Annotated in this window: 10 protein-coding genes; all 10 read left to right on the plus strand. The window is 42.3% G+C overall.

Annotated features, from left to right (window positions below; genetic code table 11):
* Positions 1-477 precede the first annotated feature (477 nt).
* Positions 478-1,734 carry a family 16 glycosylhydrolase gene (locus NLF99_RS03280; RefSeq protein ID WP_254526699.1) on the plus strand — a complete coding sequence of 419 codons (1,257 nt, stop codon included), beginning with the start codon at positions 478-480 and terminating at the stop codon, positions 1,732-1,734.
* A 67-nt stretch (positions 1,735-1,801) separates the two neighbouring features.
* Entirely contained in the window at positions 1,802-2,710 is a 909-nt protein-coding gene (locus NLF99_RS03285) for a hypothetical protein (RefSeq protein WP_254526700.1), read from the plus strand.
* A 152-nt stretch (positions 2,711-2,862) separates the two neighbouring features.
* Positions 2,863-5,769, plus strand: coding sequence for a triple tyrosine motif-containing protein (locus NLF99_RS03290; RefSeq protein ID WP_254526701.1), 2,907 nt, complete (start codon positions 2,863-2,865; stop codon positions 5,767-5,769).
* A gap of 288 nt (positions 5,770-6,057) precedes the next feature.
* Positions 6,058-9,177: a TonB-dependent receptor gene (locus NLF99_RS03295; RefSeq protein WP_254526702.1), complete on the plus strand. Its 3,120-nt coding sequence runs from the start codon at positions 6,058-6,060 to the stop codon at positions 9,175-9,177.
* A 12-nt stretch (positions 9,178-9,189) separates the two neighbouring features.
* Positions 9,190-10,710, plus strand: coding sequence for a RagB/SusD family nutrient uptake outer membrane protein (locus NLF99_RS03300; protein WP_254526703.1), 1,521 nt, complete (start codon positions 9,190-9,192; stop codon positions 10,708-10,710).
* 11 nt (positions 10,711-10,721) lie between these two features.
* Entirely contained in the window at positions 10,722-11,648 is a 927-nt protein-coding gene (locus NLF99_RS03305; protein ID WP_185215729.1) for a hypothetical protein, read from the plus strand.
* 35 nt (positions 11,649-11,683) lie between these two features.
* Positions 11,684-12,547, plus strand: a complete 864-nt coding sequence (locus NLF99_RS03310; protein ID WP_254526704.1) for a family 16 glycosylhydrolase — start codon at positions 11,684-11,686, stop codon at positions 12,545-12,547.
* Positions 12,548-13,862: 1,315 nt separating this feature from the next.
* Positions 13,863-14,201 (plus strand): helix-turn-helix domain-containing protein, encoded by a 339-nt coding sequence (locus NLF99_RS03315; protein ID WP_254526705.1) that lies wholly within the window; start codon positions 13,863-13,865, stop codon positions 14,199-14,201.
* A 602-nt stretch (positions 14,202-14,803) separates the two neighbouring features.
* A complete protein-coding gene (locus NLF99_RS03320; RefSeq protein ID WP_254526706.1) occupies positions 14,804-16,003 on the plus strand; it encodes a HEAT repeat domain-containing protein in 1,200 nt (399 codons plus the stop codon).
* Positions 15,987-17,414: a glycosyltransferase gene (locus NLF99_RS03325; protein ID WP_254526707.1), complete on the plus strand. Its 1,428-nt coding sequence runs from the start codon at positions 15,987-15,989 to the stop codon at positions 17,412-17,414. The genes NLF99_RS03320 and NLF99_RS03325 overlap by 17 nt, the downstream gene beginning before the upstream one ends.
* Position 17,415: the final 1 nt, after the last annotated feature.

The raw sequence follows: 17,415 nt of genomic DNA on the forward strand, positions 1-17,415 counted from the left end.
ATTGCTCCAACTAATTTACTAAAAAATAAGATTCTTCTTTATCGAACAGCTAGAGATGGGAGAATTTCTATAACACGTACCATGCTCTCCGGTTAAATATTTTGGATTAATAATTACACTTCCCAAATACACTTTTAATTTATACAGCCCCTTTCCAGTCAATAAAGGGCTATTGCGACCTATTGAAGTAATAAAAATTTTACAAAAACTAACGTTCTGAATATTAATGAATTAACATAAAACTGTAGTGTATTTGTGTATGATATTTTCGTTTAAACATCTCAAAATCCTTCATTCTGTAGTGACAATGTAGGGCCATGATTTTACTCTCGCATAAAAGTTTTGTTGGAACTTTAATAATGGATTTTCCTATCTCGAAATTTTAATCCGTCTTGGGGAATACGGGCGGCATAGACCAGGGATTTTGAATAACCAATGATAAAGAAAATCACAATTAAACTATAAACCAAATTTATTATGAGAATCTTTCAAATTAAATGGACACAGAGCGTCACTTGGGCTATGTCCCTCTTTACATTGCTCGGAATGGTTTCCTGCGAAAAGGAGACTACAATCACTGAAAACCAAGTCGAAGAATTTAAGGCAACTGCACGCGCAGCTACCTACAGCTTGGTATGGTCTGATGAGTTCAATTACTCTGGCCAACCCAACAGTCAGAAATGGAGCCACGTCATTTGGAATCCAGGACAGGTAAACAACGAGAAACAGGCTTATACCAATAGGCTTGAAAACACGCGTGTTGAGAATGGAAACCTGATCATTGAAGCGAGAAGGGATTGGGGGAATGGACATGAGTACACTTCAGGCCGCTTAAACTCTAAAGCTGGCTGGACCTACGGCAGGATGGAAGCTCGCATTAAAATTCCTTCAGGTTGGGGAACATGGCCAGCTTTTTGGCTTTATCCAAATGATGAAACTAAATATGGCTGGAACAATACGACCAATTACTGGTGGCCAAACTGTGGTGAAATTGACATCTTGGAGCATGTGGGCAAGGACCAGAACAATATCCATGGTTCTGTGCATAGCCGGGATTATTATTTCAGGATTGGCAACCAGCGCACCGGAAAAACCTATGTGGGCGATGCGACCTCGAACTATCACGTATATGCCGTCGAGTGGTCTCCTGACCGCATCGACTTCTTTGTCGACAACAATAAATACTATACGGTACATAACGACTATTCGGGTTGGGGTTCTTGGCCATTCAACCACGATTTCCACATCATCCTGAATCTAGCGGTAGGCGGAGATTGGGGAGGTGATCCAGATCCAAATATCTGGCCTAGAAGAATGGAAGTAGATTATGTCCGTGTTTATAAGATGGAAAACAGCTCTGTCATCGGGCGTACAATCAGCTTGAAAGGAAGCAATAATCTTTATGTAACTGGTCAGGACGGTAAAAGCCCTATTTTCTGTAATAAGCCAAATGCACAGGCATGGGAGCAATTTACCGTGGTTGACGCCGGAAATGGAAAGGTTGGCCTACGGAGCATGAATAAGTATCTCTCTTCCGAAAACGGTCTTAAGCCCATGACTTGTGACCGAGAAAACATGGGGGACTGGGAAAAGTTCACCTGGGAGGTCATGCCTGATGGAAGGGTCGCATTAAAGGGAAATAATGGTAAATATGTTTCCTCAGAGAATGGACTTAAGGCAATGACCTGCGAACGAGATTATCCCCAAGCATGGGAAACCTTTGCATATAATTAGTTAGAATAATAAATTCCCAAAAAGCCAGTGGTCCAATGGATCACTGGTGTTTTTGTTAACAAGATTTATGCTTCATTATAGAATCATTTTCCTTGCAATTTTAGGGTACTTTGTACCTGCTTTGACCTGTGCACAAAGCCAAGATCGTTTGATCTTTGTGGGCAAAACCGGATTAAGGTTGGAAAAAATGGATTGGTCCATTGCTGGAAATTTAGAGGGTACTAACCCCAATATCAAATCAGAGCTGGAGTGGACAGAGTTGGTCATTGCAGACTTTTCCATTGCTTCTCGATTTAAATTTACTCCTAAGTTTTCTGTAGAAGCTGGAGGAAGTTTTGGAAAGACCCTAAGCGGCAATGTTTCAGATATCGATTATTTGGGAGATAATCGAACCAATCCCTCCTATCAACTCCAAATAAAAAACAAGAAAGGCTCTGACCATTCCTTTTATGGCCATCTAGCTTATTCTTTTCAGCCAAGTGAATCTTTGGATATAGAGCCATTGGTTGGATATAAGACTTCCTCGCATAACTATTGGTTGTCAGATGATGGAATCGAGCAGGGAGGCAATACGTTAAACAGTTCCTATAAAACGAATTGGAAGGGACCATATGCAGGTGTCAACATGATTTATAAGCCAATGGAAAGGCTAGCCTTCCAAACAAACCTTCAATATCATCAAATCAACTATCGCGCGGAGGGTAATTGGAACCTGATGACTCAATTTGCCCATCCAAAAAGCTTTGAACATACCGCAAAAGGGTATCAAGTTTCAGCATCGATATCACCTATTTGGACTGTCCATCAAAACTTAAGGTTACTCCTGGACTTAGGCTACCATTACGGCCATACAGCTGATGGAAATGATTTGGCGTTTATGGCGGATGGAACGCAAGGTTATACCCGCTTGAATGCTGTTTCCAGAAGTTATTGGCAAGGTAGGATAGGCATAATTTTTAACTTCCTTGAAATTTAAAGGAAATCAAACACAGAGGGGAATCTATCCTTCGGTATGCCCTTTAATGCATCATTATGTACTATAGCTTGTTGCAACAATCTTTTTAAATATTTATTTTGTAATATTACATAGCGAATTTTAACCTATAGGTTATCCCCCAATACTTTTTTATGAACTATTGCTTTAGATTTCTATTTCTGATATTATTATTTATTTCACTGGATAGTTTTGCGCAGGGCACCATTTCTAAACCACAGATATTCAATTATACAAGCAGCATCTATAAGGGGGGATTGCAGAATTGGTGTGTGGCCCAAGATTCCAAAGGGGTCATGTATTTTGGGAACAATGAAGGTTTACTATCCTTTGATGGCAGAAACTGGCGGATTCACCCACTTCCAAATGCCACTGTGGTTCGCTCGGTGGCCATTGACAAGAATGACCGGATATATGTAGGTGGACAGGATGAACTTGGGTATTTTGAAGGTGATGATAAAGGCATGTTGGTCTTCCATTCCCTGAAAGAGAAGCTACAGGAATCTGAGCGGTTTTTCTCTGATGTTTGGCATACGGAAATATTGGGAGATGACATCTTCTTCCATACCTCCCTGTATATCTTTAGACTCAGTCATGATAAGATGGTGGTGGACCGGGCCAAGAGCAGCTGGCAGTTCTTGGGACAGGTGAAGGGTGATATGTATGCGTATGAAGCCGAAATGGGCTTGATGCGGTATGAAAATGGCATCTGGAAATCCATATTAAAATCTACGGACATCGCCTCTGATGTGATTACGGATATCGTCAGTTATAATGCAGACACCCTACTCATCTCTACCCTTCGGAACGGTCTGTATACCTATATCAATGGACAGCTTGCCCCTAAAATTATTAAAGGCTATACCAATCTCAATTCCTATCGCATTTCTTGTCTGCAAGATCTTGAGAATGACCGATATGCAATAGGCACCAATTCTGGAGGATTATTTATCATCAATGCCTCTGGGGATGTGATGCAACATTACGTCTACAAGGGCGGTCTGCAGACCAACCATATACGAGCTATATTTACCGATAAAAACTCCAATCTATGGCTAGCAACCGATGATGGCATAGACTATATCACCATCAACAGCAGTGTCGGGTATATACAGCCGGATCAAAACACAACAGTCAGCGCGTATTCGCACCTAATTTATGGGGGCCGACTGTTTATAGGAACGTCAAATGGCCTTTATGCGACCGATTTGCTCAATGGCAATAGAGGTAAGGATATTGGAATGTCTCAAGCTCATTTCAAAAAGATAGCACATAGCGATGGACAGGTGTGGTCTTTAAATGAATTCAATGGCAGACTTTTGATGGCACATGAGGACGGAAGTTTTGAGATCAAGGGCGATCAGGCGAATGCGATCTATAGATCCATCGGGACATGGCTTCACAAAGCCACCACGCGGGTCCTGCCGTTTGAGCGATTGATAGCGGGTACTTATGCAGGTTTATGGTTGATTGGCTTTGATGGCAATAATTTTAATGAGTTGGGCCATATCAACAAGTCCAATGAATCGCTGCGATTCATTCATTATGATGATAATGCAAATGCCGTTTGGGTGTCCCACCCCTATCGTGGAGTGTCGAAGCTTTGGTTGTCGAAAGACTTCAAGGAGGTCGTCAAGGAAAAATCATATACCCTGCCTGAGGCAGAGTCTTCTATCCTCCACAACTATCTGTTCTTTATCAAGAACAAGGTGATTGTCTGTAATCCCAACTATATCTATGAATATGACGAAAAGGCCGATCAATTTGTAAAATCAGCAGATTTTGCGGCATTAAATGGTCTGCCGATTCAGTACATGAAGGAAGACAAGTTTGGCAATATCTGGTTCGTCAGCAATAAACGATTGAGCGTCCTGGATTATTCAAAAAGCAGTAAGCAGCATCCATTCATTCTCAATCATTTTCCGATGTTGAATGGAAAGATATTGGGAGGATTTGAGTCCGTGTATGTACATGATCTAGAGAATGTCTTTATCAATGGACAGAAGGGCGGGATTCTCCTAGACTATAAAGGTTATCTGGAGAAGGCCATCAAACCCAATGTATTGCTTCGGTTGATCAAGATATCGAATCAGGCCAAAGAGGAACAGGTCCTATATGGAGGTAATGGTAGCACTGCGGCTGAAGACCGGAAAATCCCCAATGCTTTCAATACCGTTCATTTTGAATTTAGTTCAACAAATTATGAGCAGCAGGAGCAGGTAGAATACAGTTACCTGTTGGATGGATTGGAGACAAAATGGTCCTCTTGGAGCAACAAAGGAGAAAAGGAATACACGAATCTAGGGCCAGGAGACTATGTCTTCAAGGTCAAGTCCCGCAATGGAGTAGGAAATGAATCTGAAGAAGCTACAATTGCCTTTACAGTTGCTCCACCTTGGTACCTACATCCCTTCATGTATGTGCTGTATGCCATATTCTTTATCTCCTTCCCTTTCTGGATTTTGGCCATGCAGCGCAAAAAACTGAGAAGGGTCCATCAGCAGGAGCTTCAGCTTACCCAATTGGAAATCGAGAAAAAAGAAAAGGAAGTCATCAAGTTACGCAATCAAAACCTAGAGGCGGAAATAGGTTATATGGACAAGGAATTGGCCAATTTAACCATGAACATTATTCAGCGCGGTGAGGCCCTTGGAAAGATTAAGGAAGGGATAAACCGATCCATGGAAGGCATAAAAGATGCGGAACTCAAGAGCAATTTCAAGCAATTGACCCGGATCATCCGATCGGCAGAACAAACCAATGATGATTGGGAGAAATTCAATATTCACTTCAATCATGCCAATGAAAACTTCTTTTTGCGCTTGAAGAAAGAGCATCCCGACCTGACCCAAAAAGAGCTGCAGCTATGTGCATTCCTAAGGATGAACCTGTCCTCAAAAGAAATTGCGCAGTTGATGCATGTTACAGCCAAGGCTGTTGAAGTAAGTCGGTATAGGCTTAGAAAAAAACTGAAGATAGACCCAGAAATCAACCTTTATAACTACCTATTGGAGTTTGCAAAACCTGAGACACCAAATTAAGACAAGGGAAATATTTGCCTGAATCCCCAAAATAGGTACAAACAGCACTGAGGGAAAACCGTAATTATACAGTGCTGATTATCAGTTGTTAACAATAACGCTGTAGGGTAGCTGTAGTGTACCAAACAGAAGGAATGAGTCAAAAAATTCTCTGATGTAGTGGTAATTGTTTAACCTAAAAAATACAGAATATTCTTCTCCACAATATCTTTGATTTATCATGAAAAGGCCATAACCAAGCCTGCATGATTTTTCAATTATATCACCATGTTAATTTATTTTCCTTTTATGAGATTAAAAATTTTGCATGCATTCATCTTGATTTGCATGTGTATTTCTGTGACGGATCTGAAAGCGCAGACTTTATCGATCCGTGGACAGGTTACCTCATCAAGTACTGGAGAACCCATCTCTGGTGTGACGGTAACTGTCGAAGGTAAAAGACAAGCTACGAGTACAGATTTTGAGGGGCAGTATACCCTTGAGTTTCCGGGCAGCAGTGCCACGGTGAAGTTCTCCCAAATTGGGAAGCTCTCCAAGAGTATCGAAGTAGGGCAATCTGGAGTCTATAATGTACAGTTAGAAGACGGCTTGGACGAATTAGAAGAGATCGTAGTCGTTGGTTATGGAACGCAGAAAAAGAGCGTTGTCACCGGAGCCATCAGTAGTGTGAAAGGCAGCGACCTGGAGACTATGCCAGTTACCCGATTGGAACAGTCCCTTCAAGGTAGAGCCTCAGGACTAACCATCGCTTCCAATTCCGGGGAACCAGGAGCTTCATCCACCATTAGGATCCGTGGATTCACAACGTTCGGAAACAATAACCCATTATGGGTTGTCGATGGAGTGGTTGTTGATGCGGGCGGTATCAGCTACCTGAACCAATCGGACATCGAATCTATCGAAGTGTTGAAAGATGCTTCCTCACAAGCGATCTACGGTGCTAGAGCGGCTGCAGGTGTTATCCTTGTTACCACCAAGAAAGGTGCACAGGGAGCGATCCGTATCAATTACAACACATTCTTGGGCAGTTCAGCTCCGGCAAGAAAACTGAGCCTGTTGAATGCCACGGAATATGCAACCCTGAGAAATGAGGCTGCTTTGGCAGCAGGAAATGCCCTGCCTTTCCAAGATCCGGCTTCATTAGGAGAAGGAACAGATTGGCAAGAACATATCTTCAATAGAAATGCATTCCGCCAGAACCATGAACTCAGCATCAGCGGAGGAAACGAGGTTTCTACCTTCTACACTTCTTTCGGTCTATTGAGTCAAGAGGGCATCGTAGCCTCGGAGATTTCCAACTATAAAAGAACAAACATCCGTTTAAACTCGGAACATAAGGTTGCCAAATGGTTGAAATTTGGTCAAAACCTAGGTTATTCCCATGAAAAAGGACAAGGTGTAGGGAACACCAACAGTGAGTTCGGTGGACCATTGTCATCGGCCATCAACTTAGATCCGACTACGCCATTGATCATCACCGATCCATCGGTGATCAATAACCCAAGCTTACCTTATGCGTCACAGGCGGTTCCACGCGACCCAAACGGCAACCCTTATGGAATTTCCCAATTTGTTGCCCAGGAGATGTCGAATCCATTGGCTTATATCCAAACCCGTTTAGGCAACCATGGATGGTCAGACAATATCATAGGTAATGTATATGGTGAGTTAGAGCCTATCAAGGGCCTAAAAATCCGTTCTACCTTAGGTTCAAAGCTATCCTTTTGGGGAAATGAGAGCTTCACTCCTGTGTATTACCTGAATGCGGTAATGAAGAGGGCACAGAACGACTTTACCCGTGGAACGAACAGAGGTTTTGATTGGAACTTAGAGAACACCATTTCCTATCAATATACCATCCAAGACCATAATATTTCCGCATTGGTGGGTCAAGGAGCGTACTATGATAACCGCGCGAGAGGTATAGCCGTAACTTATTTTGATATTCCTGTCAATAATTTTGATGATGCCTCCCTGAACTATACCGTTCCGGCAGACCAAAAGAATTCATCAGGATACGAGAATGTAGGCCATACGGTTTCCTCCTTATTTGCCAGATTAAACTATAATTACAAGGAAAAGTACTTGGCTGAAGGATTGATCAGAAGAGACGGATCATCCCGTTTTGGAGCCAACAACAAGTACGGTATCTTCCCGTCTTTCTCATTAGGTTGGGTCGTTAGCAAGGAAGATTTCCTAATCGACAACCCACATATCAACATGTTGAAGATCCGCGGAGGATACGGGGTAGTAGGTAATGACAACATCGGTGATTTTGCTTTCCTTTCCACTATCGGTGGCGGACGTAATTACACTATCGGCTTGACGGACATCTATACCGTAGGAAATAGCCCGAATGCACCATCAAACCCAGACCTGAAATGGGAGCAGACCAGTCAGGCCAACATAGGTTTGGAGTTGTCCTTTTTGAGGAACTTCAACCTGACCTTCGATTGGTTCAATAAAGTAACGACCGGTATTTTACAGAATCCACGTATCCCAGGTTATGTTGGGGCAATTGGAAACCCTGCAGCCAATGTTGCGGACATGAAAAATACAGGTGTGGAGCTGGAATTGGGCTACAAAAACCGACTAGGAGAAGTCAATTTCGCCTTGAACGGAAATGCATCCTACCTGAAGAATGAGGTGACCGATATCGGTGCGGGCGTGAGCTTCCTGAACGGAGCTGGCTTCCAGGCATCGACCTACAACATCACCCGTACCATGGTAGGCGAAGCTTTCAACTCATTCTATGGTTTCAAGACCATGGGTATCTTCCAGAACCAAGCAGAGATTGAAGCATACAAGAGCGCAGAAGGCGCTTTGATCCAGCCGAATGCACGTCCAGGAGATTTCAAATGGGCTGATCTAGATGGCAATGGCGCAATCGACGCAAATGACAGAACCTTTATCGGCGATCCGACACCTAACTGGTCTTTCGGTTTCACCCTGAACCTAGAGTGGAATAATTTTGATGCCCTAATCTTCGGACAAGGGGTAGCTGGAAACAAGGTATTCCAAGGGTTGAGAAGGCTAGACATCAACAATGCCAATTACTCTACACGAGCTTTGGGAAGATGGACAGGAGAAGGCAGTTCGAACGACTATCCACGTTTAACGGATGCCGATGCGAACAATAACTTCACGAATCCTTCCGAATTCTATTTGGAGGATGGAAGCTACTTCCGCCTGAAAACCGTTCAGATCGGATATTCCATCCCTTCGGAACTGACCAGAAGGATCGGACTTCAAAAAATCAGGCTATATGCCATGGCTGAGAACCTGATGACCTTCACGAAATATACAGGATACGACCCTGAAATCGGTGGTGGTATCATGAGTATCGACCGAGGCATCTATCCGCAAGCAAGGTCATATATGTTCGGTCTAAATGTTGCATTTTAATCTAGATTAGTGATGAAATTAAATAATAAATTATTCCTTATACTTATTGCTTTCTCTTTATTGGGGCAATCCTGTTCCGATAGCTTTTTGGAACTAAAACCTAGGGGCACGGACTTAGAAGAGAACTACTACAGGAACCGACAAGAGGCTTACAACGGTCTGGTTGCGGTATATGATGTGGTGGGTTTCCAGAGTTCCAGCTATGTCACTAAAATTTTGGCTACCTCAGCGGCATCTGACGATCATTTTGCTGGCGGCGGTGGATCCTCAGATTTACCGAATATCCAAGCTTGGTCCAACTATTCCCTAAGCCCAGCAGTGGGTCCTCAGGAGGATCTTTGGCGCCGAGGCTATATGGGAATCATGCGCGCCAACGTATTGCTGGAGAAATTGCCAGAGATCCCAATGGGCGATGATGAAAAGGCAAGGTTTACCGCAGAAGCGAAATTCCTGAGAGCCTATTTTTATTTTGACCTTATTCGCTACTTCCGCAATATCCCATTGATCATGAGCCCGCTTGTTGGAGATGCCATTTATGCAACCCCACAAGTAGCACCTCAGGAGGTCTATGCTGCGATGGAGAAAGATCTAATGGAGGCCATCCCTGTTCTTCCCATCAATTTAAACTTAGAAACCGAGGCCGGAAGAGCATCACAGGGCACAGCAAGAGCATTGCTGGGCAAGGTCTATCTACAGCAAGAAAAATTCACCGAGGCAGCTGCCCAATTTAGGGAAGTGAACGGCGAACCCGGTCAAACCAGCAAATATGGCTACAAGTTATTGGCCAATTACGGCGACCTCTTCAAGGTGAGCAATAAATTCAACAGCGAGTCCATCATGGAGATCTCCTTTACCAACACTTCCGTTGGCGACTGGGGCTGTATCGACTGTACCGAAGGAAATATCTTGAATATTATGATCGGTCCCCGTGGATACGCGGCAGGTTCAGGAGCACCGGACTATATTGCCGGATGGGGATTCCTTCCCTTGACCAATGGCCTTGTTGACCAGCTAAAGGGAGATCCTAGATACCAATATACCGTTGCGGACATGCACCAGCTGCAAGCAGAAGGCAAGGCATCTTACACACCGGGCTATATGGATACAGGTTATTTCCTGGAAAAATATGCCGGTAGAGAGTCGAACAGATGGACAGGTGCCGGAACGTTCGAGCTTAATTTCCCACAGAACATCTATGATATCCGCCTAGCCGACACCTATCTGCTGGAAGCAGAAGCATTGGTCAGAGGCAGCGGAAACATTACCCGTGCAGGAGCCCTATTAAACGCCGTGAGAGCGAGAGTTGGACTTCCGGCAACCACAGCAACCTTTGCGAACATCAAGCGCGAGAGAAGGCTTGAATTGGCCGGAGAAGGACAACGTTGGTTCGACCTGGTTCGTTGGGGAGATGCAGCAGCCGCTCTATCTGCCAGAGGATATGTCGCCGGGAAGCATGAAGTATTACCGATCCCGCTTTTGGAGCTAGATAATACCCAATTGGAGCAAAACAAAGAATACGGAGGCACGAAATAATTGACTGAATTATGAAAACGATATATAACAAAATATTTAATGCGAATCTCTGGAGGATCATGCTATTCTCGATGGTCGTGATTGCCTGTCGTCCAGAAGGAGATGACCTCAGCTTGAATCCCCTACCGCAGCCCAATTTTGAAGCGGTAGAAATAGCACCGGGCCGTGTACAGTTGAAAAACACGACCAACACCCCTACCATTGCCAACTGGACCATCGTATCCAGCGGACAGAAACTGTCGGGTGACGTAGTAGAAGTAGCCTTGATATTTGCTGGTAACTACGATGTGAAATTGGATGTCGTAGGACAAGGTGGAATGGCAAGTGTGACCAAGCCTGTTGCCGTTAAGCAAAACGACCCGAATGCCTGTGATGCCAAGACCGCACTGGGCTTTATTGCCAGCTGTACCAAGAAAACCTGGAAGCTGAACCCTCAAGCAGGAGCTTTCAAGGTAGGTCCAGGTGCCGATAACGGCGACTGGTGGAGCAGTGGCGCAGGAGAAGTAACCGGTAGAGCCTGTGAGTTCAATGATGAATTTACCTTCTCCTTTAACGCAGAGGGAACCTATGCCTACGATAACAAAGGCGACTACTTTGCCGATGGCTACCTAGGGAACAAAACGACCGGCTGTGAACCCGCAGCAAACCTGAAAGGTGAACAGGCCTTGTGGAATTCCGGGAATTTTAAATTTTCGGTAACAGAAGGAACAGGTGTCAAAAAGCTTGGTCAATTGAGATTGGTGGGCAAAGGGGCACATATCGGTGTCAAAAAAGCACATAACGGTGGTGAGACCGCAACGGGTCCAGTGAACGACTTTGTGCTTTATGATATATTGGAGATGACCAAAAATAAAGATGGAGCTGGCTATGATATCCTGAAGGTTGGTGTCAACATCGGCGGAGACGCTTGGTGGACCATGACCTTACGTTCTTTCTAATCAGCGATCGATTTTATTTTATAAACAATTTAAAAATGAAGAGAAATATGAGCTTTTGGATCTTACCTATCCTTATACTATTGTCCTGTTCAGAAAAATCGAACGAGAACAATATCGTTATCCCTGAACCTCCTCCGGCCCCAAAACCTAAAGAATACAAGTATTCGGAGACACCGGTCTGGTTTGATGAATTCGATAAGGATGGTCTGCCCAATTCCGAACTATGGGGCTATGATGTAGGAAGAGGCGATAACGGATGGGGAAATAATGAATTGCAATATTATACCAATGCCCGTCCGGAGAACGTGAATATTGCCGATGGCATTTTGAGCATTACCGCCAGAAAGGAAAAATTTGAAGGTGCTGACTATACTTCAACCCGCTTGATCAGCAAGGACAAAGGTGATTTCCTGTATGGTAGGTTCGTTGTAAAGGCAAAGGTTCCTGCTGGAAAAGGAACTTGGCCAGCAGCATGGATGTTGCCTACCGACTGGGCATACGGCCCATGGCCAGCTTCTGGGGAAATTGATATCCTGGAACATGTGGGTTACGAACCGGATGTAGTGCATATCACCATGCACACCGAAGATTATAACCATGTTAAGGGCACCCAAAAGGAAGCCATTAAGAAGATTCAAAATGCGACCACCGAATTTCACGAATACCGCGTGGACTGGACTCCTGAGTATATCAGAGGTTTTGTGGACGGCGAACAGATCCTGCACTTTCCAAATGAAGGTAAAGGAAGCGGCGTTTGGCCATTTGACAAGAAGTTCCACTGGTTGCTGAACTTGGCAGTCGGAGGTAATTGGGGCGGATTAAAAGGCATTGATGAAGCCTCATTCCCTAATGTTTATCAAGTAGATTATGTTCGGGTTTACGAACTGTTGAACCCATAATAGAGAAGATCGTTTTAAGTCAATGGTATTTGTACCTTAAATACTGTTACTGATGTGATGATTGGGGTAAGAATTAGCTTCGATGGGTAGGCTAATCTTACCCCTTAATCTTTTTCCCTCAGGGCTTTCCCTAGAAAATCTCTTTCCTTTTAGACCACATTGCCTCTATAGCTAAACATAATGGTCATTTAATCCATTTTAGGTTAAACACCCTCCTTTTTGGGCAATAATAGCAATAATAAAGCGATTGTAGCTTTAAATGCCTTAATACTTCGCACCTCTATATCCAGCATGTCTCAATACTTTATTTTGATATAATTTATCCTATTTATTAATCTTAAACCACTCAAAATGAAACAAGAGTTAATGATTTAACAAATCGGGTAAACTATTAACCATACGACCCGTAAAGAGTAGACGATACGCTACAAAGATTAAACAAAAGTTAACCAATCTTTACTTTCGAGGATAAATAAGTTAAATTAGTATAAGATAGAGATCTCAAATATCTGACCAATTGTTAATAAAATTTTGAATCAGAATATTCATTAAATGCGTTAACCACATGATTTTATCCTTTATCTCCATATTCATAATTATTAATAGTTTGTTGGTCCTGAAGTTAATACAGGGTGTAAAAAGACAAATACATCATTGGGGCCTATACACAATTCTATTGTTAACTATCTTATTCTTAACGATCATTCCATTTTTGTACATGATTGATGATGAAGCACATTTTTACATTCTCAACATCCCCATAGGTTTTCTTTACGGACCTGCACTTATGATTCTTTCCAACAGACTTCGTGGCAAGCAAAAAAAGAATTTATGGGTACACTTAATTCCGTTTGTAATATTCTTTATTATCTACTTGGTATTTGTAAATAACTTATCGTTCCAGTACAATTCTTTCATGAATTTTGTCCCGCTATTTAATTCGGGATTGGTCCTTATACATTTTTTCATCTATTTTGTCATTATTCAGCCCAGATACTTTTTAAACAGGTTGAGGGAAAAGCTTCAATTACTTCCTAGATTGGTTGTTATTGGTCTATTTTCAGCCATCATTACCATAATAATCCTTTCTTTAACCAATTTTACCAAAGACATAGAATTTATATGGGCAGGTAGACTCACTTTAATCAGCATGTTCCTCTCTACTTTAACCCTTATTTACTCGGCAAATATCAACTTCTATCATTCAAAAGGGAACTTAGTAGAAAAGGGAAGTGACATAATAATATATGATATTAACTATTATGAGCCCACAAAACAAAGCGCTAATGCTACCCATCCAAATTCAGATCTGTTCATGGCTTACAACCTCAAGATTATCGAGTTCGTCAATTCCCAGGGCTATCTTGATAGTGAGCTAACGAAGGAAAAATTCAGCTCTGATTTAGGGATTCCGATCCGTCATGTGAGTCAATTCCTAAAATACGAGTACGGAGAAAGTTATACGAGCTTTATCAATCAATTAAGGATGGCTTATGCAGAGAAGAAGCTCAAGGAACAAGTGATGGACTATACGATTGAGGATTTAGCCGGTATTTGTGGATTCAGTTCCCGTGCTTCCTTCTATAGGAATTTCCAGGCTATCCATGGCTGCTCACCGCATAAGTTCAGGAATGACCAACTTATAGCCCAATAATAATTCCCCAGGTGTTTCCTTGGTTTCAATAGGGAGTCCTCCTCACTATTGCTTTCAATTCCGTAGAAGCTTTCGGCCTTAATCAAAGGCAGGAAAGCCTCTCTTCTAGGCAATTCCTTAAGCCTGGCTCACAACATCTTCTATTGCTCGAATAATATGGCCTCCTTTTTACGGCTATCCCAAGCATACAGCTTATTGGCACAAAAACACCTGACTGAAACACCTGTGAATAAATACCGATGTACAGGGGTTGTCACCCCATTTGTCCCTATTTGAACCGCTTAACAGTATGGAAAAAGTTTTTTCTAATAGTAAATTTGGATTTTCTACAAATTGTTTGAAAAACGAACACTAGAATTAATAAAACCCTTATTATCATTAATATACAAATTAATAACGCAAAAAATTACCTATAAAAACGAGTGTCCGTTATTGTTGTATTTTCCGAAAATGGAGAAAATGAGACAATAAATCCAAACCTAATTAATGAGCTTTGTTTAAGCGAGAATCGATGAAATGCAACGCCAATTATACGTTACACTTCCCTCCAATTCTAGGCAAGATCAAAAGATTGTCAATTAATTATTATAAAAATATTGATTATGAACTTTGAATACTTCACGTACTACCTAAATTATATAGGTACTATATTCAGCGGCTATCCGCCAATTGCTAGAGTCACTTTTGTAATGGTCCTTTTTTTAATAGTGGTAACCATACTAGCTTTTACCCGCCTATTGGTCATAGGCTATCAATTAAACAGGACTGAGAAAAAGAAACAGAAAACTGCAAACCATTTCTATGATAAACTTTCTTTTATCATTAAAAATCCTTCGATATATGAAAAAGAAGAGATCCAAAGACTATTGGAGTTCAATATTACAAGTTTGAAACATTGGAAATCTGATTATGTAACCGACGTTTTATTGGATGTCAAAAGCGAACTGATGAAAGCTGGCCAATTTAATGATCTCAATTACAAGAACAGTCTTGAAGCCTTAGGTTTAATGGGCTTTTGGGAGAAAAGAATTAGAAACTCAGGCTTTGATAAAAGAAAAGAAGCCTTGTTGGTCATAGGAGAATTTGACAACGGTGTAAATACCGGCGTCCTTTCTAAGTCAACCTTCCATAAAAACAAGGATATCAGGAAAGCCGCAAGAGATCTATACACCAACCAAGACAAATACAACCCCTTTCGTTTTATGGAAGAAAACTTCGATGAGGAGTTTACCCAATTAGATAAACTTCGGCTTCACTCTACCTTAATCAAGAGGTCTAGGGATGGAAAGCTTCCAAACTTATTGCGTTGGGTGAACAGCTCCAAGAGCCCAAAGTATATCATCTTCATCTTGAGGGAAATAGGATATTTCAAACAAGAAGAAGCCTCAGAGACCTTGACAGACTTACTTGATAAGCATGAAAACCGGGATATCCGAGTGCAAATGGTAGAAACCCTTGGTGAGCTAGGTTACTTTGAGGGCATCCCTAAATTAATAGATCGCTATACCATGGAGACTACGGTGGTCCGTGAGGCCATTATCAGGACCATGGCCATACTGCCTTGCCAGGAGTCATTGGAATTCTTGGTCAAGAATTACAAATCAACTGATGACAATAACAGCAAATTAAACATTGCGAGAGCGATCAGTCAGCATGGTATCGAAGGACAACAAGCACTTGAAACACTTAAAAACGAGGTGTCAAAGACCAAAAAGGAAGCTGAAAACATGCTATTAGCTCAAGTAACCAATGAAAAGAACTTTACAGTAGCACAATATCAAACCAATGGCCTATTTCTTTAACTATTTGATCTACTTCTATGCCACCGCCTTGGCGGTCTTCTATCTGGCATTAATGGTAATGAGCTATTTCAAAACGATTCGCTATCGATTTAAATACACGAAGCGGGAAGAGAATTATCTAAAGGACTTTCCTGACCAAGCTCCAGGAATATCAATTGTTGCACCTGCCTATAATGAAGAAGTCATTATCTCAGACAGTGTTCACTCCTTTTTAAATCTTGATTATCCAACATTTGAAGTGATCATCGTGAATGATGGAAGTACCGACAGGACCCTCGACATCTTGAAAGAGGAATTCGAATTGATGGAGGTGCCCTATTATTATGTCTACAAGGTGTTCTGTCAACCCATAAAAAGAGTTTTTCGATCCAGCAATCCGGCATTCAGTAAGCTTATTGTGGTCGATAAAGTAAACGGAGGTACCAAAGCGGACGCGATGAATGCAGGGGTAAATATTGCTCAATACGATCATTTCATCAATACAGATGTAGACTGCATCCTTTCTGAGGACACCATGAGCAAAATCATTCTTCCCGTCCTTGATTCCGACACACAAGTTATCGCCGTAGGAGCCACCATGCGCATGGTGAATGGCTGCAAGGTAGAGAAAGGAAAGATAACCCGGGTAAAAGCGCCGAGCCGATTGATTCCACTTTTCCAGGAAACTGAATATTTAAGGTCATACCTAGTTGCAAAAATGGGTTGGTCGATGATCAACTCCATTCCAAATGTCTCTGGGGGCTTCGGTTTGTTTGATAGACAGGTCGTAATCTCCGCTGGGGGCTTTGATTCCACCTCCCATGCAGAGGATATGGACATGACCGTGAGAATGGTCGCGTTTATGCGGGAGAACAAAAGAAAATATAAAATAGTTCAATGTCCCTATAGTCTATGCTGGACTGAGGGACCTCCCAACATAAGCCTCTTGAACAGGCAGAGAACAAGGTGGGGACGCGGGATGCTTCAGTTTATCGTCGATCACCGAAAATTCCTCTTGAACAGAGATTATGGGAGAATGGGGCTGATCGTCATGCCGTATATTGTTTTTTTTGAGTTCCTGGCACCAATCATTGAGATAGCGGGCTTTATATTCTTCCTGTTTTTATTGTTAACAGGTCAGGTTAATTTCGAAACCTTTTGGATGATGCTGCTCTATGCCTATTTAATTGGATTGGTGGTTTCGATAGTCACTGTTTCCAATGATTTAGTTCTTGGAAAGTTGTATAGAAATTTCTGGGAATATCTCAAGCTGGTGTTCTTTGCAGCCCTAGAGCCTTTTTTATATCACCCGCTGGTGGTTTTTTTCACCCTGAAAGGCTATGTTCAGTACATTACCAAAAAGGATTTCAAATGGGGCCAGATGACCCGACAGGGATACGCACCTAATAAAAACACAAACACCGCAACATAAT

It is taken from the genome of Sphingobacterium sp. LZ11T8, assembly GCF_024261425.1.
Lineage (GTDB): Bacteria > Bacteroidota > Bacteroidia > Sphingobacteriales > Sphingobacteriaceae > Sphingobacterium.